We start from the raw sequence: 23,128 nt of genomic DNA on the forward strand, positions 1-23,128 counted from the left end.
AATGCTTGAGCCCCAGAGATCATTGGTCAGTTTGGGGCGGCTGCGCCACCCAGCGGGAGCAAGCTCCCTCGCCAAAGGGGCCGAACCACCTCCCCTCAGATGTTATCCGGCGTACGCGCCCGCTCCCGAGCATGTTCGCGACTGATCAACCCCTTGTTCACCAAATCCTTCAAACACATGTCCAGCGTCTGCATCCCCAGCGAACCGCCGGTCTGGATAGCCGAGTACATCTGCGCCACCTTGTCTTCGCGGATCAGGTTCCGAATAGCCGAGGTGCCCAGCATGATTTCATGCGCCGCGATCCGGCCGCCGCCGATTTTCTTGACCAGCGTCTGGGAAATCACCGCCTGCAATGATTCCGACAACATCGAGCGAACCATGGACTTCTCGTCACCGGGGAACACGTCCACCACCCGGTCAATGGTCTTGGCCGCCGACGTGGTGTGCAGGGTGCCAAAGACCAGGTGCCCGGTTTCCGCGGCGGTCAGCGCCAGGCGAATGGTTTCCAGGTCGCGCATCTCCCCCACCAGGATCACGTCCGGGTCCTCCCGCAGGGCCGAACGCAGGGCCGTGGAGAAACCCTGGGTGTCACGGTGCACCTCACGCTGGTTGATCAGGCACTTGCGCGGTTCGTGAACGAATTCGATAGGGTCTTCGATGGTTAGGATGTGATGGTGCTTGTGGCTGTTCAAGTAGTCGATCATGGCCGCCAGGGTGGTGGACTTGCCTGAACCGGTCGGCCCGGTCACCAATACCAGCCCGCGTGGCGATTCGGTCACCTTGCGAAACACCTCGCCCATCCCCAGGTCTTCCATGGTCAGGACTTTCGACGGAATGGTGCGAAACACCGCCCCTGCGCCGCGATTCTGGTTGAAAGCGTTGACCCGGAACCGCGCCACGCCCGGCACGTCGAAGGAAAAATCGGTCTCCAGAAACTTTTCGTAATCTACTCGTTGCCGGTCGTTCATGATGTCGTAGATCAGTTCATGAACCTGCTTGTGGTCCAGCGCCGGCAGGTTGATGCGCCTGACATCGCCATCGACGCGGATCATCGGTGGCAGCCCGGCGGACAGGTGCAGGTCCGACGCGCCCTGCTTGGCGCTGAACGCCAGTAACTCAGTGATATCCATAGCGCTCCTCAATTCCAGTAGAATGCCGCGAACCTCACCGCTGGCGCTTCTTTATGTCCACGATAGCAGACAACATCGCTCAGGTTAGTTCGCGCATCCGCGCTGCGGAGCAGGCCGCCCAGCGTGCCGAACACAGTGTCCAGCTGCTGGCCGTGAGCAAGACCAAACCCGTCCAGGCCCTGCGCGAAGCCTATGCCGCCGGCCTGCGGGACTTCGGCGAGAACTACCTGCAAGAAGCCTTGGGCAAACAGCTCGAACTGACCGACCTGCCCTTGATCTGGCACTTCATCGGCCCCATTCAATCGAACAAGACGCGCGCTATCGCCGAACATTTCGACTGGGTGCATTCCGTGGATCGCTTGAAAATTGCACAGCGCCTGTCCGAGCAGCGTCCGGCCGACTTGCCACCGCTGAACATCTGCATTCAGGTCAACGTCAGCGGTGAAGCCAGCAAATCCGGCTGCACCCCAGCGGACCTGCCTGCCCTGGCCAGCGCCATCAACGCCCTGCCCCGCCTGAAACTGCGCGGGTTGATGGCGATTCCCGAACCCACCGAAGACCGCGCCGCCCAGGATGCTGCCTTCGCCGCTGTCCAACGCCTGCAAGCCAGCCTGGCACTGCCGCTGGACACCCTTTCCATGGGCATGAGCCACGATCTTGAGTCGGCCATTGCCCAGGGCGCCACCTGGGTTCGCATCGGTACGGCCCTGTTTGGTGCCCGCGACTACGGTCACCCCTGAAACATGGCCGACTCATCTCTTTATAAGGACCTGTCATGAGCAACACGCGTATTGCCTTCATCGGCGCCGGCAACATGGCCGCCAGCCTGATCGGCGGCCTGCGGGCCAAGGGCCTGGACGCTTCGCTGATCCGCGCCAGCGATCCGGGGGAAGAGACCCGCACCCGGGTGAGCGCCGAACACGGCATCGAAACCTTCGCCGACAACGCCCAGGCCATCGACGGCGCCCACGTCATCGTACTGGCGGTCAAGCCGCAAGCGATGAAAACCGTCTGCGAAGCCCTGCGTCCAAGCCTCAAGCCTCATCAACTGGTGGTCTCGATTGCCGCCGGCATCACGTGCGCCAGCATGAACAACTGGCTCGGCGAGCAGCCGATCGTACGCTGCATGCCCAACACCCCGGCACTGCTGCGCCAGGGTGTCAGCGGCCTGTTCGCCACGGCCCAGGTGTCCACAGCACAACGCCAGCAGGCCGAGGAGCTGCTGTCAGCTGTCGGCCTGGCACTGTGGCTGGACACCGAACAGCAACTGGACGCCGTCACCGCCGTCTCCGGCTCCGGCCCGGCGTACTTCTTCCTGCTGGTGGAGGCCATGACCGCCGCCGGCGAGAAACTCGGCCTGCCCCGTGAGATCGCCGCGAAGCTGACGGCGCAGACCGCCCTTGGCGCGGCCCACATGGTGGTGTCCAGCGACGTCGATGCGGCCGAGCTGCGTCGCCGCGTAACCTCGCCGGCCGGCACCACCGAAGCGGCCATCAAATCGTTCCAGGCCGGGGGCTTCGAAGCCCTGGTGGAAAAAGCACTCGGCGCCGCCGCGCACCGCTCGGCCGAAATGGCCGAACAACTGGGTCAATAAGGAGCCATTCATGATTGGATTGAACACCGCAGCGGTCTACGTGCTGCAAACCCTTGGCAGCCTGTACCTGCTGATCGTGCTGCTGCGCTTCGTGCTGCAACTGGTGCGCGCCAACTTCTACAACCCGCTGTGCCAGTTCATCGTCAAGGCCACCCAGCCGCTGCTCAAGCCCCTGCGCCGGATCATCCCGAGCCTGTTCGGCCTGGACATGTCGTCGCTGGTGCTGGCGATCCTGGTGCAACTGGCGCTGATGGCCCTGACCCTGCTGCTGACCTACGGCACCACCGGCAACCCGCTGCAACTGCTGATCTGGTCGATCATTGGCGTGACCGCGCTGTTCCTGAAGATTTTCTTCTTTGCCATGATCATCAGCGTGATCCTGTCGTGGGTCGCGCCAGGCAGCCATAACCCGGGCGCCGAGCTGGTGAACCAGATCTGCGAGCCGGCCCTGGCGCCGTTTCGCCGCATCGTGCCGAACCTGGGCGGCCTGGATATCTCGCCGATCCTGGCGTTCATGGTGCTCAAGCTGATCGACATGCTGGTGATCAACAACCTGGCGGCGATCACCATGATGCCGGAAATCCTGCGCCTGCTGATCTGACCCACGTGAGCTACTTTCGCTGGGATGGCGACGACCTGGTCCTGGAGTGTCACCTGCAACCGGCAGCCCGCAGCGATGATTTCGCCGGGCTGCACGGTGACCGCCTGAAGATCCGCCTCACCGCCCCGCCAGTCGAGGGCAAGGCCAACGCGTACCTGATGGGGTTCCTGGCCAAGGCGTTTGGCGTGTCCAAGAGCCAGGTCAGCCTGGTCAGCGGCGAATTGAACCGGCAGAAACGGGTGCGCATTCATTCGCCGAAGAAACTGCCGGAGTTGCCGGGCCTCGTCCGGCCAGCCTGATCCGGCTTGGATCGGGGCATGGTCAACCTGTGGCGAGGGAGCTTGCTCCCGCTGGGTTGCGAAGCCGCCCCAAACAGGCAACGCACAATGACTGGCAGCCCCCCCTGCTTTCAGGGCCGCTTCGCGCCCCAGCGGGAGCAAGCTCCCTCGCCACAAAAACAACGGCGGACAATCAGCGGCGCCTTTGCTTGCTGCCTGCCACAGCGGTCTTTAGACTTACGCCTCATTTCAACGCGAGCAGGGTCGATGCCAGCTGCCTTTCCCCCCGATTCCGTTGGTCTGGTGACGCCGCAAATGGCGCATTTCAGCGAGCCCCTGGCCCTGGCCTGCGGCCGTTCGTTGCCAGCCTATGACCTGATCTACGAGACCTACGGTACCCTCAATGCCACGGCGAGCAATGCCGTGCTGATTTGCCACGCCTTGTCGGGGCATCACCACGCCGCCGGCTACCACAGCATCGACGACCGCAAGCCCGGCTGGTGGGATAGCTGCATCGGCCCGGGCAAGCCCATCGACACCAGCAAGTTCTTCGTGGTCAGCCTGAACAACCTGGGCGGTTGCAACGGCTCCACCGGCCCCAGCAGCCTCAACCCGGACACCGGCAAACCTTTCGGTGCCGATTTCCCGGTGCTGACCGTGGAAGACTGGGTTCACAGCCAGGCACGCCTGGCCGACCGCCTCGGTATTGGCCAGTGGGCAGCCGTGATCGGTGGCAGCCTGGGGGGCATGCAGGCCCTGCAATGGACCATCACCTACCCGGACCGCGTGCGCCACTGCCTGGCAATCGCCTCGGCGCCCAAGCTGTCGGCGCAGAACATCGCCTTCAACGAAGTGGCGCGCCAGGCGATCCTCACGGACCCGGAATTCCATGGCGGCTCGTTCCAGGAACACGGCGTGATCCCCAAGCGCGGGCTGATGCTGGCGCGGATGGTCGGGCACATCACCTACCTGTCCGACGACTCCATGGGCGAGAAATTCGGCCGTGGCCTCAAGAGCGAGAAGCTCAACTACGACTTCCACAGCGTCGAGTTCCAGGTCGAGAGCTACCTGCGTTATCAGGGCGAGGAATTTTCCGGGCGTTTCGACGCCAACACCTACCTGTTGATGACCAAGGCGCTGGACTACTTCGATCCGGCGGCAAACTTCGACGATGACCTGGCGAAAACCTTCGCCAACGCCACCGCCAAGTTCTGCGTGATGTCATTCACCACCGACTGGCGCTTCTCCCCGGCGCGCTCGCGGGAGCTGGTGGACGCGCTGATGGCCGCGCGCAAGGACGTCTGCTACCTGGAAATCGACGCGCCCCAGGGTCACGACGCCTTTTTGATCCCGATCCCGCGCTACCTGCAGGCGTTCGGCAACTACATGAACCGTATAACGCTGTGAGGACGCCATGAGAGCCGATCTGGAAATCATCCAGGAATGGATCCCCGCCGGCAGCCGCGTGCTCGACCTGGGCTGCGGCAACGGCGAACTGCTGACCTGGCTGCGGGACAACAAGCAAGTCAGCGGCTACGGCCTGGAAAACGACCCGGACAACATCGCCGAGTGCGTCGCCAAGGGCATCAATGTCATCGAGCAGGACCTGGACAAAGGCCTGGGCAACTTCGCCAGCAACAGTTTCGACGTCGTGGTCATGACCCAGGCGCTGCAGGCGGTGCACTACCCGGACAAGATCCTCGACGAAATGCTGCGGGTCGGACGCCAATGCATCATCACCTTCCCCAACTTCGGCCATTGGCGTTGCCGGTGGTACCTGGCGAGCAAGGGCCGCATGCCGGTGTCGGATTTCCTGCCCTACACCTGGTACAACACGCCAAACATTCACTTCTGCACCTTTGAGGACTTCGAGGCGCTGTGCCGCGAACGCCAGGCCAAGGTCATCGATCGCCTGGCGGTAGACCAACAGCACCGCCACGGGTGGGCCAGCAAGCTATGGCCTAATCTGTTAGGTGAAATAGGCATCTATCGGGTCAGCAGCCCAGGCCTTGCCGATCATCAGGTCGCGGTGTGAACCCGGCCTTATCCAGGAGCACGACATGAAACGTCTAGCGTTGTTTCTCATCACCGCTTGCCTGAGCGTTGGCGCCATGGCCGCCGATGTCATCAAGGCTGAGCGCAAGGAAGTGTTCGGTGATGTCACCGTGCACTACAACACGTTCAACTCCACCTTCCTGACACCGGACATCGCCAAGGCCGCCGAGCTGATTCGCAGCAAGCAGCAGGGCGTGATCAACATCTCGGTGCTCAAGGATGGCAAGCCCTTGATGGCCCAGGTCAGCGGCACGGTGAAAGACCTCACCAGCCAGAGCGTCCCCCTGCAATTCAAGCAGGTGACCGAGCAAGGCGCGATCTACTACATCGCCCAGTACCCGGTGCCCCAGCAGGAAACCCGCACCTTCGAGATCAAGGTGCAAACCGGCGACAAGATCAACACCATCAACTTCAACCAGGAACTGTTCCCGGGCCAATGATCAATTTCACCCAACTTGTACTGGCCAGCCACAACGCCGGCAAACTCAAGGAACTGCAGGCCATGCTCGGCGGGTCTGTGCAGTTGCGCTCGATTGGCGAGTTCAGCCAGGTGGAACCGGAAGAGACCGGCCTGTCGTTCGTCGAGAACGCCATCCTCAAAGCCCGCAATGCCGCACGCATCTCGGGCCTGCCGGCGCTGGCCGACGATTCCGGGCTGGCGGTGGACTTCCTGGGCGGCGCGCCGGGCATTTACTCGGCCCGCTACGCCGACGGCAAAGGTGACGCGGCGAACAACGCCAAGCTGCTCGACGCCCTCAAGGACGTACCTGAGGCCGAGCGTGGCGCGCAGTTCGTGTGCGTGCTAGCCCTGGTGCGCCATGCCGACGATCCGTTGCCGATCCTTTGCGAAGGCTTGTGGCACGGGCGCATGCTCACCGAAGCCCGCGGCGAGCACGGTTTCGGCTATGACCCGTTGTTCTGGGTGCCGGAGCGCAATTGCTCCAGCGCCGAGCTGGGGCCGGTGGAAAAGAACCAACTGAGCCATCGCGCCCGCGCCATGGCCCTGCTGCGTCAACGCCTGGGCCTGCAATGATCGATGACGCTCCCGCGCCGCTGATTCATGGCGGTGTACAAACGCCTCGGGCGCCGCTGCCGGTGCTGCCGCCCCTGGCGCTGTACATCCACATCCCGTGGTGCGTGCGCAAATGCCCGTATTGCGACTTCAACTCCCACACCGCCAGCCCGCAGTTGCCGGAAGAGGAGTATGTCGACGCCTTGCTGGCCGACCTCGACCAGGATTTGCACGCGGTTTATGGTCGCCCGTTGAGCTCGATCTTTTTCGGTGGCGGCACCCCGAGCCTGTTCAGTGCCCAAGCCCTGGGGCGATTGCTCAAGGGTGTGGAAGCGCGGATACCGTTCGCCCAGGACATTGAAATCACCCTGGAAGCCAACCCCGGTACCTTCGAGCAAGAAAAATTCGTCGCTTACCGGGCCTTGGGCATCAATCGCCTGTCCATCGGCATCCAGAGTTTCCAGCAAGCCAAGCTCGAAGCCCTGGGCCGGATCCACAACGGCGACGAGGCGGTGCGCGCCGCCGGCATGGCCCGCCAGGCCGGTTTCGACAATTTCAACCTGGACCTGATGCACGGGTTGCCCGACCAGTCCCTGGAAGACGCCTTGAGCGACCTGCGCCAGGCCATCGCCTTGAAGCCGACCCATTTGTCCTGGTACCAGCTGACGCTGGAACCGAACACGGTGTTCTGGAACCAGCCGCCGACATTGCCCGAAGACGACACGCTGTGGGACATCCAGGAGGCCGGGCAAGCCTTGCTGGCCGAACACGGCTACGCCCAATACGAGGTTTCGGCCTACGCCCAACCCGGCCGGGCGGCGCGGCATAACCTCAATTACTGGAGCTTCGGCGACTTCATCGGCATCGGTGCCGGCGCCCACGGCAAGCTCAGCCATCCGGACGGGCGCATCGTGCGCACGTGGAAGACCCGCCTGCCCAAGGACTATCTCAACCCGGCAAAACGCTTCTTGGCTGGCGAGAAAACCCTGGCCAATGAAGAGCTGCCGTTCGAGTTCCTGATGAACGCCCTGCGCCTGACCGCAGGTGTTGAAGCGCGGCTGTACCCGGAGCGCACCGGCCTGCCCCTGCAAAGCCTGGTCGAAGGCCGGCGCGAGGCCGAACAAAGCGGGTTGTTGCAGGTCGAACCGTCACGTCTGGCGGCGACCGAGCGCGGACAGCTGTTTCTCAACGACTTGCTGCAGACATTTCTGAGCTGATCAACACAAGGAAATCGAATGGATCTGGTACTCGACCTGCTGGCCACCGTGTCCCGCTGGAGCCGCAGCAACCTATCGGAAATCTCCCTGGCATTGGTAGGCTGCCTGCTGGTGCTGTTTGGTGCCGATCTCAAGGGCTGGGTCGAACAACGCCTGGGCAGCATCGCCGGCGCCTTGCGCGTCCCGCTGATCGCCCTGCTGTGCATGATAGGCAGCGGCGCGGCACTGATCTACGCCACGCCGTGGGTCGTCAGGGGCTTGAGCCAGTTCAATAACTACAGCCTGGCGCCGGTTTTGTTGGTGGTGCTGGTGTTGATTGGCGTAGTCGCGGATCGTCGCTGAACTTCAATACGCCGCAAACCGAAATGTGGGAGCACGGCTTTGTGGGAGCAAAGCTTGCTCGCGATGCAGGCAACTCGGGGTTCAAGTGGGTGCCGAGGCGCTGCTATCGCGGGCAAGCCTTGCTCCCACAGAAGCTCAGCTCCCACATTGAGTATTGCGTGATGCCTACGCCACCTTCTCGAACTTCAAATCCCAAACCCCATGCCCAAGGCGTTCGCCACGGCGCTCGAACTTGGTGATCGGCCGCTCGGCCGGGCGAGGGACGCATTTGCCGTCCTCGGCCAGGTTGCGATAGCCCGGGGCGACGTTCATCACTTCCAGCATGTATTCGGCGTAGGGTTCCCAGTCGGTGGCCATGTGCAGTACACCGCCGACCTTCAACTTGCTGCGCACCAGTTCAGCGAACGACGCCTGGACGATACGGCGCTTGTGGTGACGGCTTTTGTGCCAAGGATCCGGGAAGAACAGCATCAGCCGGTCAAGGCTGTTGTCGGCCACGCAGCGGTTGAGCACTTCGATGGCGTCGCAATCGTAGACCCGCAGGTTGGTCAGCCCTTGGGTCAGCACGCCGTTGAGCAGTGCACCGACACCGGGACGGTGGACTTCCACCCCGATGAAATCCTGCTCCGGCGAAGCGGCGGCCATTTCCAGCAACGAATGGCCCATGCCGAAGCCGATTTCCAGCGAGCGCGGGGCCGAGCGGCCGAAGACCTGGTCAAAATCCACCGGTGCATCGGCAAGCGGCAGGACAAACAGCGGCGCGCCCTGCTCCAGGCCGCGCTGCTGGCCTTCAGTCATACGCCCGGCGCGCATCACGAAACTCTTGATGCGGCGGTGCTGGCGCTCTTCGCCTTCTTCCGGCAGGACCGGCGTGTCGTTCGATTCAGTCATCAATGGCTCTTACTTGATCAGACCATCCAGCGGCGAGGAGGCGCTGGCGTAAAGTTTTTTCGGCATGCGGCCGGCCAGGTACGCCAGGCGACCAGCGACGATGGCGTGCTTCATGGCTTCGGCCATCAGGATCGGCTGCTGGGCGTGGGCGATGGCCGAGTTCATCAGCACCGCTTCGCACCCCAGTTCCATGGCGATGGTGGCGTCGGAAGCGGTACCAACACCGGCATCCACCAACACCGGGATCTTGGCTTCTTCAAGGATGATCTGCAGGTTGTACGGGTTGCAGATCCCCAAGCCTGTGCCGATCAGCCCGGCCAGTGGCATGACCGCGATGCAGCCGATTTCCGCCAATTGACGGGCGATGATCGGGTCATCGCTGGTGTAGACCATCACGTCGAAGCCTTCCTTGACCAAAGTTTCAGCGGCCTTGAGGGTTTCGATCACGTTGGGGAACAGGGTTTTCTGGTCGGCCAGCACTTCCAACTTCACCAGGTTGTGGCCATCGAGCAGCTCACGGGCCAGGCGGCAGGTGCGCACGGCCTCGATAGCATCGAAGCAACCAGCGGTGTTCGGCAGGATGGTGTAGCGGTCCGGCGGCAGGATATCCAGCAGGTTCGGTTCGCCCGGGTTCTGGCCGATGTTGGTCCGGCGCACAGCGACGGTCACGATTTCGGCGCCCGAGGCCTCGATGGCCAGGCGGGTTTCTTCCATGTCGCGGTACTTGCCGGTGCCTACCAGCAAACGCGACTGGTAGGTACGACCGGCCAGGACGAAGGGCTTGTCGCTACGAACGATGCTCATGGGAAATCCTCTGTTGGGGTGAGGTTCTTGCGAAATGCTGCGAAACCGAGGCGACTAGCCGCCGCCGATGGCGTGGACCACTTCAACGCTGTCGCCATCGTTCAACGTGGTTTCGGCGTGCTGGCTGCGCGGGACGATATCCAGATTGAGCTCCACCGCGACGCGGCGTCCGGTGAGTTCCAGACGGGTCAGCAGGGCCGCAACGGTTTCACCGTCGGGCAGATCAAGGGGTTCGCCGTTCAACTGAATGCGCATGCCGGATGCCGCCATCATTTTTAGGGGCTGGCATTCTAGCCCGATCGGTCCGGGTGACCCAAGCCCCTTGGTCAGCTACAAGTGGCAAGCTTCAAGCGGCAAGTTGTAGGCGCCACGCCGCAAGCCCCAGGCACAGCCAGCCGATCAGGAACGCCACACCGCCAAACGGCGTGATGATGCCCAGCTTGCTGACACCCGTGAGGGTCAGCAGGTACAGGCTGCCGGAGAACAACAGGATGCCAACCACAAATGAAATTCCGGCCCAGGTGACGATGCGCCCGGGAATGTGCGTGGCCAGCAGCGCAACGCCCAGCAGGGCCAATGTGTGCACCAGTTGATAGGTGACGCCGGTGTGGAAAATCGCCAGGTAATCGGCGCTCAGACGGTTTTTCAGGGCGTGGGCGGCAAACGCCCCCAGTGCCACGCCGGTGAAGCCGAAAAAAGCAGCCAGCATCAGAAAGCTACGCAGCATGAGAACTCCAATCAGACGCGGTGGACAGGGTCTGTATAATGGCCCGCTCGACCGGTTCGGCCAAGCCATCTCTATGCTGCGTTCATTGTTTCGACGATTCCTTAAAGCCCTGCTCTGGTTCGCCGTTGGCAGCGTTGTGCTCGTGCTGTTGTTTCGAGTGGTGCCGCCGCCGTTCACGGCGCTGATGATCGAGCGCAAGGTTGAATCCTGGTTCGGCGGCGAGCCGATCGACCTGCAACGCACCTGGCAGCCCTGGGACCAGATCTCCGACAACCTCAAGGTGGCGGTGATCGCCGGCGAGGACCAGAAATTCCCTGAACATTGGGGTTTCGACATCGGCGCGATCCAGGCCGCGTTCGCCCACAATGAACGTGGCGGCTCGATTCGCGGCGCCAGTACCCTCAGCCAGCAAGTGTCCAAGAACCTGTTCCTGTGGTCGGGCCGCAGCTGGCTGCGCAAGGGCCTGGAAGCCTGGTTCACCGCGCTGATCGAAGTGTTCTGGCCCAAGCAGCGCATCCTGGAGGTGTACCTCAACAGTGTCGAGTGGGATGACGGTGTGTTCGGGGCTGAAGCCGCAGCGCGCCACCATTTCAGGGTCAGCGCAGACGGCCTGTCCCGGCAACAGGCGAGCCTGCTGGCGGCAGTCCTGCCGAATCCGCGCAAGTGGAGCGCCAGCCGGCCGAGCCCTTACGTACTGCGGCGGGCGAGTTGGATTCGCCAGCAGATGAGCCAGTTGGGCGGCGACAGTTATCTGCTGGAACTCAACGATTCGCGGCGTGCGCCCTGGGCCCAGTAGCTGCAACACTGAAAGCCCCCTGTGGGAGCGAGCTTGCTCGCGATAGCGGTGGATCAGTTTGCGGTGCTGTTGGCTGTGCCGACGCCATCGCGAGCAAGCTCGCTCCCACAGGTTTTTGTGTCGTGCCCAGATGCCGCACCCGCGACCCCATGCGGGAGCGAGCTTTCTCGCGATAGCGGTGGGTCAGTTTGCGGGGCTGCAAGCTCGCTCCCACAGGGGGCTGCATCGAATCCAATATAGCGTACACATGAAAACGCCCCGATCATCGCTGATCGGGGCGCTTTTCATTGCCGTTGCGCCGGTCAAGCCGCAATCGATACCTTGAGCTTGTTCATCGCGCTCTTCTCAAGCTGACGAATCCGCTCGGCCGACACGTTGTACTTCTGCGCCAGGTCGTGCAGCGTGGCTTTTTCCTCGGCCAGCCAGCGCTGGTAGAGGATGTCACGGCTGCGTTCGTCCAGCACTTCCAGGGCTTCGTGCAGGTTGGTGTTGGAGTTGTCGCTCCAGTCGGCGTCTTCCAGTTGACGCGCCGGGTCGTACCGGTGGTCTTCCAGGTAGTTGGCCGGCGATTGGAAAGCGCTGTCGTCGTCCGCTTCGGCGGCCGGGTCGAAGGCCATGTCATGGCCGGTCAGGCGGCTTTCCATCTCGCGCACTTCCCGAGGCTCTACACCCAGGCTTTCGGCAACACGATGGACTTCTTCGTTGTTCAGCCAGGCCAGGCGTTTCTTCTGGCTGCGCAGGTTGAAGAACAGCTTGCGCTGGGCCTTGGTGGTCGCGACTTTCACGATGCGCCAGTTGCGCAGGATGAACTCGTGGATTTCCGCCTTGATCCAGTGCACCGCAAACGACACCAGGCGCACGCCCATTTCCGGGTTGAAACGCTTGACCGCCTTCATCAGGCCGACGTTGCCTTCCTGGATCAGGTCGGCCTGGGCCAGCCCGTAGCCGGAATAGCTGCGGGCGATATGTACGACAAAACGCAGGTGGGCGAGCACCATCTGCCGAGCCGCCTCAAGATCCTGCTCATAATAGAGACTCTCGGCCAGTTCACGCTCCTGCTCGGGGGTCAGCAATGGAATGCTGTTCACCGTGTGCACGTAGGCCTCCAGGTTCGCACCCGGGACCAGAGCATAAGCAGGTTGCAAAGAAGTGGTCATACGAAAAAACCTCCGACTCACATAACTCGTGCAGTTCAGCACTGCGAAAATTGACCGGGAACCCTAGGACAAGTTCCCACAAAAAATGAAAGGTCAATACACGCAAAAAAACACTTATTTTGGCGCAAGCTCACGTAAGTGGCGTGCGACCGCAATCCATGCACCGATATAACCCAACAGCACCGCGCCAAGCAAGAGCGACAGACCGTCGGCGACTGGCACGCCAGCCAGCGAGAAATCACTGCCGTACAAACCGGCCAGCCCCGTTACCGCATCGTTCAGCCAGTCCAGGCCGAACGCCAATACACCCCAGGACAGAATCCCGGCACCGAAGCCATACAGCGCGCCCATATAAAGGAAGGGCCTGCGTACATAACTGTCCGTACCGCCGACGAGTTTAATCACTTCTATCTCGGTGCGGCGGTTTTCAATATGAAGACGAATGGTATTGCCTATCACCAAAAGTAATGCAGAAACCAGCAGCACCGTCAGACCGAAGACAAACCGGTCGCCGAGCTTGAGGATCGCCGCAAGACGCTCGACCCAGACTAGATCAAGTTGCGCCTGTTGTACCTTCGGCAACTCGGAAAGTCTTTGTCTTAATGCTTCAAGGGTCGGCTTGTCGACTTCATTTGGCGTCACCAGCACCACGCCCGGCAGCGGGTTCTCCGGCAGCTCCTTGAGGGCTTCGCCCAGGCCGGACTGCTGCTGGAACTCTTCAAGCGCCTGCTCGCGCCCGATGTATTCGGCATCGGCCACGCCCGGCATGGCCTTGATCTGCTCGCGCAACGCCTGGCCTTCGCCGGGGCTCGCGTCCATCTGCAGGTACAGGGAAATCTGCGCCGCGCGCTGCCAGGAACCGCCCAGGCGCTCCACATTATTTAGCAATAATGACAGGCCCATGGGCAGACTCAGGGCAACCGCCATCACCATGCAAGTAAAGAAGCTGCCAATGGGTTGCTTGCCCAGGCGCCGCAGGCTGTCCAGCAGACTGGCGCGATGGCTTTCGATCCAGGCGCGCAGCAGCGTGGAGAAGTCCGGGCCGTCGTCATCGTCGCGTTTTTTCTTTTGCGGCTGCGGATCGGAGGCCTTCGGAGCCACGCGTTCGGCCACTTTCGGGCTGCGAGTCGCACTCATACGCCAGCCTCCCCGTCACCGATCAATCGACCGCGCTGCAAGGTGAGCATGCGGTGACGCATGCGCGCGATCAACGCCAGGTCGTGACTGGCAATCAGCACGCTGGTGCCCAGGCGGTTGATGTCTTCGAATACGCCCATGATCTCCGCCGCCAGGCGCGGGTCGAGGTTACCGGTGGGTTCGTCCGCCAACAGCAAGGCCGGGCGATGGACGATAGCGCGGGCGATGCCGACGCGTTGTTGCTGGCCGGTGGACAGGTCGCCCGGGTACAAGTCGGTCTTGTCCGACAGGGCCACACGCTCCAGGGCCGAGTCCACACGCTTGATGATCTCGGCCTTGGACAGGCCAAGGATCTGCAATGGCAACGCCACGTTGTTGAACACCGTGCGATCGAACAGCAACTGGTGATTCTGGAATACCACGCCGATCTGCCGGCGCAGGTAAGGGATCTGGGCATTGCTGATGGTGCTCAGGTCCTGGCCGGCCAGCAGCAGTTTGCCGGTGGAGGGCCGCTCCATCGCCAGCAGCAGGCGCAGCAAGGTACTTTTACCGGCGCCGGAATGGCCGGTGACAAACAGAAACTCGCCCCGACGGACCCGAAAGCTCAGCTCATGCAAGCCGACGTGACCGTTCGGATAGCGTTTACCGACCTGTTCGAAACGAATCATGAATGCTCCCGCTCGGCAAACAGTGCCTGGACAAAGGGCTCGGCTTCAAAGGTGCGCAAGTCGTCGATGCCTTCACCCACGCCGATATAGCGAATGGGCAGGCCGAACTGCTTGGCCAGGGCGAAAATCACCCCGCCCTTGGCGGTGCCGTCGAGCTTGGTCAGCGCCAGCCCGGTCAGTTCGACGGTCTGGTTGAATTGCTTGGCCTGGTTGATGGCGTTCTGGCCGGTACCGGCGTCCAGCACCAGCAGCACTTCGTGAGGTGCGTCGGCGTCGAGCTTGCCGATCACCCGGCGCACCTTCTTCAATTCTTCCATCAGGTTGTCTTTGGTGTGCAGGCGACCGGCCGTGTCGGCGATCAGCACATCGATGCCGCGGGCCTTGGCGGCCTGCACGGCATCGAAGATCACCGAAGCGGAATCGGCGCCGGTGTGCTGGGCGATCACTGGGATCTTGTTACGCTCGCCCCACACTTGCAGCTGTTCGACCGCGGCGGCGCGGAAGGTGTCGCCCGCGGCCAGCATGACTTTCTTGCCTTCGAGCTGCAGCTTCTTGGCCAACTTGCCGATGGTAGTGGTCTTGCCAGCACCGTTGACACCGACGACCAGAATCACGAACGGCTTGTTCTGCGAGGCGATCACCAGCGGTTTTTCCACCGGCTTGAGCAGACTGGTCAGCTCGCCTTGCAGGGATTTGTACAGCGCATCGGCGTCGGTCAGCTGTTTACGCGCGACCTTCTGGGTCAGGCTCTGGATGATCACCGAGGTGGCCTCGACACCGACGTCGGCGGTCAACAGGCGGGTCTCGATGTCTTCGAACAATTCGTCATCGATGACTTTCTTGCCCAGGAACAGGCTGGCCATGCCTTCGCCGATGCTGGCGCTGGTCTTGGACAGCCCCTGCTTGAGGCGGGCGAAGAAGCCGACCTTGTTTTCTTCGGCGCTACGGACGGGCTCGACGGGGGCGATGGTTTCCAGCAGGGCAGGTGTCGGCTCGGGGGCGGATTGCGCAACCACGGGCTCAACCACGGCGGCTGGCGGCTCAATGACCGCGTCGACGACTGGCGCCTCGACAACCTGCATCGGTGCTGGAATCGGCGGGGTGATATGGGGCGCCGTTTCCTCGACCAACGCGACCGGCTCTTCCGCCACCGGCAAGGTCAGCCAGGGGGTATGCTCGGCAGGCGGGGTCAGCGGCGGCTCGACCACCGGCTCAACAACAGTCTCAGCCTCGACCGGTTGCAGCACCGGCTCGGCAATCGGCAGGACGATGGGCGCGGTTTCTTCGGCCACTGCCTCGGCGGCGGGTTCAGGTAGCGGTTGAGGCTGCTCGACGGCGGTTTCCTGCGACTTCTTGCGCAGCCATCCGAACAGGCCTTTTTTCTCGCCAGCCGCAGCTGGGGTCTTCTTGTCGTCGTTGGAACCAAACATGGAGGACGGCTATCTCACGGTAGCGACGCGCCACAAGGGCGCCTCGGTGATAAATATTCAATGCTGAACAGACTGCGTTTCATCCAGCTTGTTCACGCGCAACATTTTGTCGAGGCGTCCCAAGGACACCCCAAAGTCGATTTTTTCGAAGGACTGGTACGGCATCATCGGCGAAAACGCCGGGATCAACGAGCAAACCCGACATTTCTCCGGGGAACCCAGACAACCCCGGGCCGATAAAAGGCCCGATAGGCGTGGCCGCCAGTAAAACGGACCGTTATCCTAGCACCCTCTCGCCCGCCGACGCTAAGACCTAGCGGGCAACCCAACAGGTTTAAACACGAATGAATGCTCTTGCCCGCCGCGCCGCAGGCCTGCTGCTCAGCACAGTTTGTCTGCCCTTTTCAGCCTTGGCTGCCGACCCACAACCCACCCACGAATTTACCCTCGACAACGGCCTGAAGGTCGTCGTGCGCGAAGACCATCGTGCGCCGGTGGTGGTCTCCCAGGTCTGGTACAAGGTTGGCTCCAGCTACGAAACGCCAGGCCAGACCGGTTTGTCCCACGCCCTTGAGCACATGATGTTCAAGGGCAGTGAAAAAATCGGTCCCGGCGAAGCTTCGCTGATCCTGCGCGACCTCGGTGCCGAAGAGAACGCCTTCACCAGCGATGACTTCACCGCCTATTACCAGGTACTGGCCCGAGACCGCCTGGGCGTGGCTTTCGAACTGGAAGCCGACCGCATGGCCAGCCTGCGCCTGCCGCCGGAGGAGTTCAGCCGCGAGATCGAGGTGATCAAGGAAGAGCGCCGCATGCGCACCGACGACAAGCCCATGTCCAAGGCCTACGAACGCTTCAAGGCCATGGCTTACCCGGCCAGCGGCTACCACACGCCGACCATCGGCTGGATGGCCGACCTGGACCGGATGACTGTCGAGGAGCTGCGTCACTGGTACGAATCCTGGTACACCCCGAACAACGCGACCCTGGTGGTGGTCGGCGACGTGACGCCGGACGAGGTCAAATCCCTGGCCCAGCGCTATTTCGGCCCGATTGCACGGCGCAAGGTGCCCGTCGCGAAAATCCCCCTGGAGCTGGCCGAACCCGGCGAGCGCCAGATCACCCTGCATGTGCAGACCCAACTGCCCAGCGTGATGCTGGCCTTCAATGTGCCCAGCATCGCCACCGCGACGGACAAGGGTTCAGTCAACGCGCTGCGGCTGATCTCGGCCCTGTTGGACGGCGGCTACAGCGGGCGGATCCCAACGCAGCTGGAGCGCGGCGAAGAGCTGGTGTCCGGCGGTTCGTCGGGCTACGACGCCTACACTCGTGGCGACACGCTGTTCACGTTGTCGGCGACGCCCAACACGCAGAAAAACAAAACCATTGCCCAGGCCGAAGCCGGTCTGTGGCGCTTGCTCGAACAGTTGAAAACTACTGCGCCGACTGCCGAAGAGCTGGAGCGCGTCCGCGCCCAGGTCATCGCCGGCCTGGTGTATGAGCGCGACTCGATCACCAGCCAGGCCACCGCCATCGGCCAGCTGGAGACCGTCGGTTTGTCCTGGAAGCTGATGGACACCGAACTCGCTGAACTGCAAAGCGTGACCCCGCAAGATATCCAGAAGGCAGCCCAGCTATATTTCACCCGCTCGCGCCTGAGCGTTGCGCATGTCCTGCCCGAGGAGAAAGCTCATGAGTGAGCGCAAATCACGGCGCCCGGTGCTGATCGGCCTGGCGCTCATCGCCCTGACCGGCTCCCTGGCGTTCTATCTGTCGCCGACCAACGACGTCACCGCCAGCCAGGCATTGGATAACGCCAAGTCCGGCAACAAGCTGCAATCGTTGGCGGAACTGGACGGTAAAGCCCCCAGCCACCGCCAGCTCGACGTGCAAACCTGGAAAACCGCTGACGGCGCCAAGGTGCTGTTCGTCGAAGCCCGGGAATTGCCAATGTTCGACCTGCGCCTGACCTTCGCCGCCGGCAGCAGCCAGGACGGCGATGCCCCCGGCCTTGCGCTGCTGACCAACGCCATGCTCAACGAGGGCGTGGCCGGCAAGGACGTCAGCGCCATTGCCCAAGGCTTCGAAAGCCTCGGCGCGGACTTCGGCAACGGCGCCTACCGGGACATGGCCGTGGCGTCCCTGCGCAGCCTCAGCGCCGCCGACAAGCGGGAGCCGGCCTTGAAGCTGTTCGCCGAAGTCGTCGGCAAACCGACCTTCCCTGCCGACTCCTTCGCCCGCATCAAGAACCAGATGCTCGCCGGCTTCGAATACCAGAAACAGAATCCCGGCAAACTGGCCGGCCTGGAACTGATGAAGCGCCTGTACGGCGATCATCCTTATGCCCATTCCAGCGACGGCACCGCCGACAGCATTCCACCGATCACTCTGGCCCAGGCCCGGGCTTTCCACGCCAAGGCCTACGCCGCCGGCAACGCCGTGATCGCACTGGTGGGGGACTTGTCCCGCGCCGAAGCCGAAGCGATGGCCAACCAGGTATCCGCTGCGCTACCCAAAGGCCCGGCCCTGGCGAAAACCCCGCCGCCAGTGGAGCCGAAGGCGAGCATCGGCCACATCGAATTTCCGTCCAAGCAGACCAACCTGATGCTCGCGCAACTGGGCATCGACCGCGACGATCCGGACTATGCCGCAGTGTCCTTGGGCAACCAGGTCCTCGGCGGCGGTGGCTTCGGCACGCGGCTGATGACTGAAGTTCGCGAAAAACGCGGCCTGACCTACGGCGTCTATTCCGGCTTCACGGCGATGCAGGCTCGCGGTCCGTTCATGATCAACCTGCAAACCCGTGCAGAGATGAGCGAGGGCACCTTGAAACTGGTGCAGGACGTGTTCGCCGACTACCTCAAGAACGGTCCGACCCAGAAAGAACTCGATGACGCCAAGCGTGAGTTGGCCGGCAGTTTCCCGCTGTCCACCGCCAGCAATGCCGACATCGTCGGCCAGCTCGGCGCCATGGGTTTCTATGACTTGCCGCTGAGCTACCTGGAGGACTTCATGCGTCAGTCCCAGGAACTGACGGTCGAGCAGGTCAAGGCCGCGCTGAACAAGCACCTGAGCATCGACAAAATGGTCATCGTCACCGCTGGCCCGAGCGTGCCGCAAAAGCCGCTGCCGCCCCCCACTGACAAACCTGCCGAGCAGCCGCTCGGGGTTCCGGAGCACTAATGGCCCGCCCATCGACTTCCAGCAAGAAACCTGTGCACAACGGGGTGAACCAGTTGCGCATCATCGGCGGCGAATGGCGCAGCCGGCGCCTGAGCTTCCCGGATGCCCCGGGCCTGCGCCCCACCCCGGACCGCGTGCGCGAAACCCTGTTCAACTGGCTCGCACCCTATGTAGCAGGCGCCCGGGTGCTCGACCCGTTCGCCGGCAGCGGCGCGCTGTTTCTCGAAGCCCTGTCCCGTGGCGCCGCCATGGGCCAGGCGCTGGACGCCAGCAACCTGGCAGTCTCCAGCCTGAAAGAACACCTGGGCACACTGCGCTGCACCGTCGGTCAGGTGCAGACCGCCGACGCACTGCGCTACCTGGACAGCCAACCGGCGACGCCTTTCAACCTGGTGTTCCTCGACCCGCCTTTCAACCAGAACCTGTTGCCGACGGTTTGCGCTTTACTTGAGGAACGTCAGTGGCTGGCCGAGGATGCCTGGGTCTACACTGAAAGCGAGGCTGCCCCGTCCACCCTGGGCTTGCCGGGCAACTGGCGCTTGCACCGCGAGCAGAAATCCGGACGGGTGTATTACGCGTTGTGGCAGCGTTTGCCAAAGGACATTGGCTGAACCGCTGACCAGTGCATCGAGAATAATAATAATGATGTCCGCCGCATCCGAACGTTTCGTCCCGGCCCCGGGCCTTGGTAACCCGCACCTGCAAACCCTGTGGGGCCCCTTGTGGCGCCAGACCACCCACATCGAGCGCCAACGTGAGCGCTTGTGGCTCGAAGACGGTGACTTCCTCGACCTTGACTGGCACGGCCCCCACAGCGCCGAGGCACCACTGGTGCTGGTGCTTCACGGGCTGACCGGCTCTTCCAACTCGCCTTACGTGGCCGGGCTGCAACAGGCTCTCGGTCGCCAGGGCTGGGCCAGTGCGGCCTTGAACTGGCGTGGCTGCTCCGGTGAGCCGAACCTGTTGCCCCGCAGCTACCACTCGGGCGTCAGTGAAGACCTGGCCGCCGCCATCACCCACTTGCGCAACCGACGCCCCCTGGCACCGCTGTTTGCGGTGGGTTATTCACTGGGCGGCAATGTGCTGCTCAAGCATCTGGGTGAAACCGGCCACGACAGCCAGTTGCAAGGAGCGGTGGCGGTCTCGGTGCCGTTTCGCCTCGACCAGTGCGCCGATCGCATCGGCCAGGGATTCTCCAGGTTCTACCAGGCGCATTTCATGCGCCAACTCGTGGCCTATGTGCGCAACAAGCAACGCCAGTTCCTGCACGACGGACGCCACGAAGGCCTGGCGACCCTGGCGGCGCTTGGCCCATTGGAAAACATGCGCACGTTCTGGGACTTTGACGGCCGGGTGACGGCGCCGTTGCACGGGTTCTCCGATGCCGCGGATTACTACCGCCGTGCCTCAAGCCGTTATTTCATGGCGGGTATCAGCACGCCGACCCTCGTCATCCAGGCCGCCGACGATCCTTTTGTGTTCCCTCACAGCCTGCCCGAACCGGGCGAATTATCCGCTACGACCCGAATTGAACTGCACGCCCGCGGCGGGCATGTGGGATTTGTCGACGGAACCCTGCGGCGCCCGGGTTATTACCTGGAGCGGCGGATTCCCGATTGGCTGGCCAGCCTGGGTCACGGCTGAGCGCAAGAAAGTTTGCAGCCCACACAAATCCCCTGTGGGAGCGAGCTTGCTCGCGATAGCGGTGGGTCAGCGGCATTGAAGCTGACTGACATACCCTCATCGCGAGCAGGCTCGCTCCCACAATTGGATCAGCGTTCAGCCGCGGATTTGCAGGCGACAAAAAAACCTGTGGGAGCGAGCCTGCTCGCGATAGCGGTAGGTCAGCGGCATTGAAGCTGACTGACACACCCTCATCGCGAGCAGGCTCGCTCCCACAATTGGATCGGCGTTCAGCCGCGGATTTGCAGGCGACAAAAAACCTGTGGGAGTGAGCTTGCTCGCGATAGCGGTAGGTCAGCGGCATTGAAGTTGACTGACACACCCTCATCGCGAGCAGGCTCGCTCCCACAATTGGATCAGCGTTCGGCCGCGGATTTGCAGGCGACAAAAAAACCTGTGGGAGTGAGCTTGCTCGCGATAGCGGTAGGCCAGCGGCATTGAAGTTGACTGACACACCGCCATCGCGAGCAGGCTCGCTCCCACAATTGGATCAGCGTTCGGCCGCGGATTTGCAGGCGACAAAAAACCTGTGGGAGTGAGCTTGCTCGCGATAGCGGTAGGTCAGCGGCATTGAAGTTGACTGACACACCGCCATCGCGAGCAGGCTCGCTCCCACAATTGGATCAGCGTTCAGCCGCGGATTTGCAGGCGACAAAAAAACCTGTGGGAGCGAGCTTGCTCGCGATAGCGGTGGGTCAGCGGCATTGAAGCTGACTGACATACCGCCATCGCGAGCAGGCTCGCTCCCACATTGACGCCAGGTGGTGGTTACTCGCCCTTCGCCACGCCGCGCTGGGGATCATTGATCCATTCACTCCACGAGCCAGCGTACAGCCTCCCCAGCGGATACCCTGCCAGGCACAAGGCAAACAGGTTATGGCACGCCGTCACGCCGGAGCCGCAATAGGCCACCAGCTCGGTCGGCGAACGCTCGCCCAGTTTTTCGGCGAAGCGCTGCTTGAGCTGGTCGGCCGGCAAGAAGCGGCCATCGGCGCCCAGGTTGTCGGCGAACGCCGCGCATTGGGCGCCCGGGATATGCCCGGCTATCGGGTCGATCGGCTCGACTTCCCCTTTGAATCGCGGCAACGCCCGGGCATCCAGCAGGGTCATGTCCGATTGGCCGAGGCGTTGTTGCAGCGCTTGAGCACTGAGCAGCAAGCTCGCATCCGGTGCCCCGCTGAAGGTCCCGCGACTGTTCTGCGGCGGATCCAGGCTCAAGGGCAAGCCAGCGGCATGCCAGGCCTTGAGCCCGCCGTCGAGGATGTACACGCCATCGCGCTTGCCCAGCCAGGCCAGCAACCACCAGGCCCGCGCGGCATAGGCGCCGGGACCGTCGTCATACAGCACGACATCGCTGTCGTTATCGATCCCCCAGGCCTTGAGGCGCTCGATCAAGGCCCCCGGCTCCGGCAGCGGATGACGTCCGGTCACACCTTTGGTCACCGGCCCGCTCAGGTCGCGCTCAAGGTCTGCGAACGACGCACCGGCGATGTGGCCCTCGGCATAACTGCGCTGACCGTAATCCGGGTCTTCCAGGGCAAAACGGCAATCGAGGATGACCAGCCCGGACTGTGATCGCCGCTGTTCGAGGGCTTGAGGGCTGATGAGTTGCGCAATGGGCATGGTGAACTCCTGTGGCTAAGTCGGGGGTCGGTCCTACTGCCCTTCCTCCAGGGTCTGGGCCAGGGGGACGTAATACTCTTTGAACAGTGCATCCACCTCTTCGCGGGCCTGATCGGTCACGAAACCGGCCTCCAACACCAGTACCTGGTATACGCCACGCTTGATGGCCTGCTCGCTCAGGTGGCTGAAGTTTTCCCGCGTGGTGCACAAAAACCGCACCCAGGACGTGAGGATGATCCAGGCATTGAGGGTCAGGGACTCGATCTGCACCCGGTCCATCTTCAGGATGCCGGCGGCAACGAAGCCTTCATAAATAGCGGTGCCGTGGATCAGGCTGCGCTGGGAAAACCGTCGATAGCGCGCCGCAAGGTCCGGGTCGCTGTCGAGCAGATGCTCCAGGTCCCGGTGCAGAAAACGGTAGCGCCACATGGCCGCCAGCAGCTCCTGCAAATAGAAGCGCTTGTCCTCCACCGTGGCCGCACGGCCCTGGGGCGGGCGCAAGAAACTGTCCACCAGGTTCTCGTATTCACTGAACAACACGGCGATGATCGCCTGCTTGTTGGGGAAGTGGTAATAGAGGTTGCCTGGGGACATGTCCATGTGGGCGGCAATGTGGTTGGTGCTGACGCTACGCTCGCCTTGCTGGTTGAACAGCTCAAGGCTGTTTTGCACGATGCGCTCGCTGGTTTTCATTCGTGGGGCCATGGTTTGGGCTTTAATTCGACGAAGGCATTGATCGGCATCTTACGACCTATCGGTCACAGGAAAAACCCATCGCCGTTACGGATGCCATTGACTTT

At 62.6% G+C, this 23,128-nt stretch carries 26 protein-coding genes; 15 read left to right on the forward strand and 11 right to left on the reverse strand.

Translation table 11 applies throughout. From position 1 onward, the window contains the following. Nucleotides 1-95 precede the first annotated feature (95 nt). A complete protein-coding gene (locus KI237_RS28475; protein WP_212797985.1) occupies nucleotides 96-1,130 on the reverse strand; it encodes a type IV pilus twitching motility protein PilT in 1,035 nt (344 codons plus the stop codon). Nucleotides 1,131-1,183: 53 nt separating this feature from the next. On the opposite strand from KI237_RS28475, the gene KI237_RS28480 reads away from it, so the two are divergent. The 10 genes from KI237_RS28480 (at nucleotide 1,184) to KI237_RS28525 (ending at nucleotide 8,229) form a co-directional block, all read left to right on the forward strand. After that, nucleotides 1,184-1,870, forward strand: coding sequence for a YggS family pyridoxal phosphate-dependent enzyme (locus KI237_RS28480; RefSeq protein WP_212797986.1), 687 nt, complete (start codon nucleotides 1,184-1,186; stop codon nucleotides 1,868-1,870). 35 nt (nucleotides 1,871-1,905) lie between these two features. After that, a complete protein-coding gene (gene proC / locus KI237_RS28485; protein ID WP_212797987.1) occupies nucleotides 1,906-2,724 on the forward strand; it encodes a pyrroline-5-carboxylate reductase in 819 nt (272 codons plus the stop codon). A 10-nt stretch (nucleotides 2,725-2,734) separates the two neighbouring features. Beyond that, nucleotides 2,735-3,325, forward strand: a complete 591-nt coding sequence (locus tag KI237_RS28490) for a YggT family protein (RefSeq protein WP_212797988.1) — start codon at nucleotides 2,735-2,737, stop codon at nucleotides 3,323-3,325. Between the two features lie 5 nt (nucleotides 3,326-3,330). Next, entirely contained in the window at nucleotides 3,331-3,624 is a 294-nt protein-coding gene (locus KI237_RS28495; protein ID WP_212797989.1) for a DUF167 domain-containing protein, read from the forward strand. A 246-nt stretch (nucleotides 3,625-3,870) separates the two neighbouring features. Next, on the forward strand, nucleotides 3,871-5,010 hold the full coding sequence (gene metX / locus KI237_RS28500; RefSeq protein WP_212797990.1) for a homoserine O-succinyltransferase MetX: 1,140 nt from the start codon (nucleotides 3,871-3,873) through the stop codon (nucleotides 5,008-5,010). 7 nt (nucleotides 5,011-5,017) lie between these two features. Beyond that, nucleotides 5,018-5,638 (forward strand): methionine biosynthesis protein MetW, encoded by a 621-nt coding sequence (metW, locus tag KI237_RS28505; protein ID WP_212797991.1) that lies wholly within the window; start codon nucleotides 5,018-5,020, stop codon nucleotides 5,636-5,638. A gap of 25 nt (nucleotides 5,639-5,663) precedes the next feature. Further along, nucleotides 5,664-6,098: a DUF4426 domain-containing protein gene (locus KI237_RS28510; protein WP_212797992.1), complete on the forward strand. Its 435-nt coding sequence runs from the start codon at nucleotides 5,664-5,666 to the stop codon at nucleotides 6,096-6,098. After that, a complete protein-coding gene (rdgB, locus tag KI237_RS28515; RefSeq protein ID WP_212797993.1) occupies nucleotides 6,095-6,691 on the forward strand; it encodes an RdgB/HAM1 family non-canonical purine NTP pyrophosphatase in 597 nt (198 codons plus the stop codon). Before KI237_RS28510 ends, rdgB begins: the two co-directional genes overlap by 4 nt. Further along, on the forward strand, nucleotides 6,688-7,887 hold the full coding sequence (gene hemW, locus KI237_RS28520) for a radical SAM family heme chaperone HemW (protein WP_249410674.1): 1,200 nt from the start codon (nucleotides 6,688-6,690) through the stop codon (nucleotides 7,885-7,887). The genes rdgB and hemW overlap by 4 nt, the downstream gene beginning before the upstream one ends. An 18-nt stretch (nucleotides 7,888-7,905) precedes the next feature. After that, complete coding sequence (locus KI237_RS28525; RefSeq protein ID WP_212797994.1) at nucleotides 7,906-8,229, forward strand: DUF3392 domain-containing protein; 324 nt, start codon at nucleotides 7,906-7,908, stop codon at nucleotides 8,227-8,229. 165 nt (nucleotides 8,230-8,394) lie between these two features. On the opposite strand, the gene trmB is transcribed toward KI237_RS28525, so the two are convergent. The 4 genes from trmB to KI237_RS28545 form a co-directional block, all read right to left on the reverse strand. Next, a complete protein-coding gene (gene trmB, locus KI237_RS28530; protein WP_014340682.1) occupies nucleotides 8,395-9,120 on the reverse strand; it encodes a tRNA (guanosine(46)-N7)-methyltransferase TrmB in 726 nt (241 codons plus the stop codon). A gap of 9 nt (nucleotides 9,121-9,129) precedes the next feature. Further along, on the reverse strand, nucleotides 9,130-9,924 hold the full coding sequence (locus KI237_RS28535; RefSeq protein ID WP_003177480.1) for a thiazole synthase: 795 nt from the start codon (nucleotides 9,922-9,924) through the stop codon (nucleotides 9,130-9,132). Between the two features lie 54 nt (nucleotides 9,925-9,978). Further along, a complete protein-coding gene (thiS, locus tag KI237_RS28540) occupies nucleotides 9,979-10,179 on the reverse strand; it encodes a sulfur carrier protein ThiS (protein WP_018609493.1) in 201 nt (66 codons plus the stop codon). A 91-nt stretch (nucleotides 10,180-10,270) separates the two neighbouring features. Continuing rightward, complete coding sequence (locus KI237_RS28545; RefSeq protein ID WP_212797995.1) at nucleotides 10,271-10,651, reverse strand: DUF423 domain-containing protein; 381 nt, start codon at nucleotides 10,649-10,651, stop codon at nucleotides 10,271-10,273. Nucleotides 10,652-10,724: 73 nt separating this feature from the next. On the opposite strand from KI237_RS28545, the gene mtgA reads away from it, so the two are divergent. Continuing rightward, a complete protein-coding gene (gene mtgA / locus KI237_RS28550; protein ID WP_212797996.1) occupies nucleotides 10,725-11,447 on the forward strand; it encodes a monofunctional biosynthetic peptidoglycan transglycosylase in 723 nt (240 codons plus the stop codon). Between the two features lie 302 nt (nucleotides 11,448-11,749). Here the strand turns inward: mtgA and rpoH are convergent, their stop codons facing one another. The 4 genes from rpoH to ftsY all read right to left on the reverse strand — a co-directional run bounded on the left by rpoH (nucleotide 11,750) and on the right by ftsY (nucleotide 15,839). After that, nucleotides 11,750-12,604: an RNA polymerase sigma factor RpoH gene (gene rpoH / locus KI237_RS28555; RefSeq protein WP_003177476.1), complete on the reverse strand. Its 855-nt coding sequence runs from the start codon at nucleotides 12,602-12,604 to the stop codon at nucleotides 11,750-11,752. A 114-nt stretch (nucleotides 12,605-12,718) separates the two neighbouring features. Beyond that, a complete protein-coding gene (gene ftsX / locus KI237_RS28560; protein WP_212797997.1) occupies nucleotides 12,719-13,741 on the reverse strand; it encodes a permease-like cell division protein FtsX in 1,023 nt (340 codons plus the stop codon). After that, complete coding sequence (ftsE, locus tag KI237_RS28565) at nucleotides 13,738-14,409, reverse strand: cell division ATP-binding protein FtsE (RefSeq protein WP_003177474.1); 672 nt, start codon at nucleotides 14,407-14,409, stop codon at nucleotides 13,738-13,740. The genes ftsX and ftsE overlap by 4 nt, the downstream gene beginning before the upstream one ends. Beyond that, a complete protein-coding gene (gene ftsY / locus KI237_RS28570) occupies nucleotides 14,406-15,839 on the reverse strand; it encodes a signal recognition particle-docking protein FtsY (RefSeq protein ID WP_212797998.1) in 1,434 nt (477 codons plus the stop codon). Before ftsY ends, ftsE begins: the two co-directional genes overlap by 4 nt. A gap of 344 nt (nucleotides 15,840-16,183) precedes the next feature. On the opposite strand from ftsY, the gene KI237_RS28575 reads away from it, so the two are divergent. From KI237_RS28575 to KI237_RS28590, 4 genes are read left to right on the forward strand one after another with little or no spacing between them, the layout of a single operon-like run. Further along, nucleotides 16,184-17,539 (forward strand): M16 family metallopeptidase, encoded by a 1,356-nt coding sequence (locus KI237_RS28575; protein WP_212797999.1) that lies wholly within the window; start codon nucleotides 16,184-16,186, stop codon nucleotides 17,537-17,539. Beyond that, the gene (locus tag KI237_RS28580; RefSeq protein WP_212798000.1) at nucleotides 17,532-19,022 is read left to right on the forward strand and encodes a M16 family metallopeptidase; all 1,491 of its coding nucleotides are present in this window, start codon (nucleotides 17,532-17,534) and stop codon (nucleotides 19,020-19,022) included. The genes KI237_RS28575 and KI237_RS28580 overlap by 8 nt, the downstream gene beginning before the upstream one ends. Beyond that, complete coding sequence (gene rsmD / locus KI237_RS28585; RefSeq protein ID WP_212798001.1) at nucleotides 19,022-19,633, forward strand: 16S rRNA (guanine(966)-N(2))-methyltransferase RsmD; 612 nt, start codon at nucleotides 19,022-19,024, stop codon at nucleotides 19,631-19,633. The genes KI237_RS28580 and rsmD overlap by 1 nt, the downstream gene beginning before the upstream one ends. 34 nt (nucleotides 19,634-19,667) lie before the next feature. Next, entirely contained in the window at nucleotides 19,668-20,666 is a 999-nt protein-coding gene (locus tag KI237_RS28590) for a hydrolase (protein ID WP_212800709.1), read from the forward strand. An 807-nt stretch (nucleotides 20,667-21,473) separates the two neighbouring features. On the opposite strand, the gene KI237_RS28595 is transcribed toward KI237_RS28590, so the two are convergent. Next, nucleotides 21,474-22,328 carry a sulfurtransferase gene (locus KI237_RS28595; RefSeq protein WP_212798002.1) on the reverse strand — a complete coding sequence of 285 codons (855 nt, stop codon included), beginning with the start codon at nucleotides 22,326-22,328 and terminating at the stop codon, nucleotides 21,474-21,476. A 33-nt stretch (nucleotides 22,329-22,361) separates the two neighbouring features. Continuing rightward, nucleotides 22,362-23,033, reverse strand: a complete 672-nt coding sequence (locus KI237_RS28600) for a TetR/AcrR family transcriptional regulator (RefSeq protein ID WP_003206524.1) — start codon at nucleotides 23,031-23,033, stop codon at nucleotides 22,362-22,364. Nucleotides 23,034-23,128 lie beyond the last annotated feature (95 nt).

Source organism: Pseudomonas sp. St316 (assembly GCF_018325905.1).
In the GTDB taxonomy this organism is placed as follows: domain Bacteria; phylum Pseudomonadota; class Gammaproteobacteria; order Pseudomonadales; family Pseudomonadaceae; genus Aquipseudomonas.

Bases quoted from the DNA above. Each gene is read 5' to 3' on its own strand.
- rpoH (WP_003177476.1), bottom strand. From the start codon at position 12,604: ATGACCACTTCTTTGCAACCTGCTTATGCTCTGGTCCCGGGTGCGAAC.
- KI237_RS28525 (WP_212797994.1), top strand. From the start codon at position 7,906: ATGGATCTGGTACTCGACCTGCTGGCCACCGTGTCCCGCTGGAGCCGC.
- hemW (WP_249410674.1), top strand. From the start codon at position 6,688: ATGATCGATGACGCTCCCGCGCCGCTGATTCATGGCGGTGTACAAACG.
- KI237_RS28600 (WP_003206524.1), bottom strand. From the start codon at position 23,033: ATGGCCCCACGAATGAAAACCAGCGAGCGCATCGTGCAAAACAGCCTT.
- rsmD (WP_212798001.1), top strand. From the start codon at position 19,022: ATGGCCCGCCCATCGACTTCCAGCAAGAAACCTGTGCACAACGGGGTG.
- KI237_RS28590 (WP_212800709.1), top strand. From the start codon at position 19,668: ATGTCCGCCGCATCCGAACGTTTCGTCCCGGCCCCGGGCCTTGGTAAC.
- rdgB (WP_212797993.1), top strand. From the start codon at position 6,095: ATGATCAATTTCACCCAACTTGTACTGGCCAGCCACAACGCCGGCAAA.
- KI237_RS28480 (WP_212797986.1), top strand. From the start codon at position 1,184: ATGTCCACGATAGCAGACAACATCGCTCAGGTTAGTTCGCGCATCCGC.
- KI237_RS28490 (WP_212797988.1), top strand. From the start codon at position 2,735: ATGATTGGATTGAACACCGCAGCGGTCTACGTGCTGCAAACCCTTGGC.
- KI237_RS28575 (WP_212797999.1), top strand. From the start codon at position 16,184: ATGAATGCTCTTGCCCGCCGCGCCGCAGGCCTGCTGCTCAGCACAGTT.
- KI237_RS28510 (WP_212797992.1), top strand. From the start codon at position 5,664: ATGAAACGTCTAGCGTTGTTTCTCATCACCGCTTGCCTGAGCGTTGGC.
- KI237_RS28545 (WP_212797995.1), bottom strand. From the start codon at position 10,651: ATGCTGCGTAGCTTTCTGATGCTGGCTGCTTTTTTCGGCTTCACCGGC.
- ftsX (WP_212797997.1), bottom strand. From the start codon at position 13,741: ATGAGTGCGACTCGCAGCCCGAAAGTGGCCGAACGCGTGGCTCCGAAG.
- KI237_RS28595 (WP_212798002.1), bottom strand. From the start codon at position 22,328: ATGCCCATTGCGCAACTCATCAGCCCTCAAGCCCTCGAACAGCGGCGA.
- ftsY (WP_212797998.1), bottom strand. From the start codon at position 15,839: ATGTTTGGTTCCAACGACGACAAGAAGACCCCAGCTGCGGCTGGCGAG.
- thiS (WP_018609493.1), bottom strand. From the start codon at position 10,179: ATGCGCATTCAGTTGAACGGCGAACCCCTTGATCTGCCCGACGGTGAA.
- proC (WP_212797987.1), top strand. From the start codon at position 1,906: ATGAGCAACACGCGTATTGCCTTCATCGGCGCCGGCAACATGGCCGCC.
- KI237_RS28535 (WP_003177480.1), bottom strand. From the start codon at position 9,924: ATGAGCATCGTTCGTAGCGACAAGCCCTTCGTCCTGGCCGGTCGTACC.
- metW (WP_212797991.1), top strand. From the start codon at position 5,018: ATGAGAGCCGATCTGGAAATCATCCAGGAATGGATCCCCGCCGGCAGC.
- KI237_RS28580 (WP_212798000.1), top strand. From the start codon at position 17,532: ATGAGTGAGCGCAAATCACGGCGCCCGGTGCTGATCGGCCTGGCGCTC.
- trmB (WP_014340682.1), bottom strand. From the start codon at position 9,120: ATGACTGAATCGAACGACACGCCGGTCCTGCCGGAAGAAGGCGAAGAG.
- metX (WP_212797990.1), top strand. From the start codon at position 3,871: ATGCCAGCTGCCTTTCCCCCCGATTCCGTTGGTCTGGTGACGCCGCAA.
- mtgA (WP_212797996.1), top strand. From the start codon at position 10,725: ATGCTGCGTTCATTGTTTCGACGATTCCTTAAAGCCCTGCTCTGGTTC.
- KI237_RS28475 (WP_212797985.1), bottom strand. From the start codon at position 1,130: ATGGATATCACTGAGTTACTGGCGTTCAGCGCCAAGCAGGGCGCGTCG.
- ftsE (WP_003177474.1), bottom strand. From the start codon at position 14,409: ATGATTCGTTTCGAACAGGTCGGTAAACGCTATCCGAACGGTCACGTC.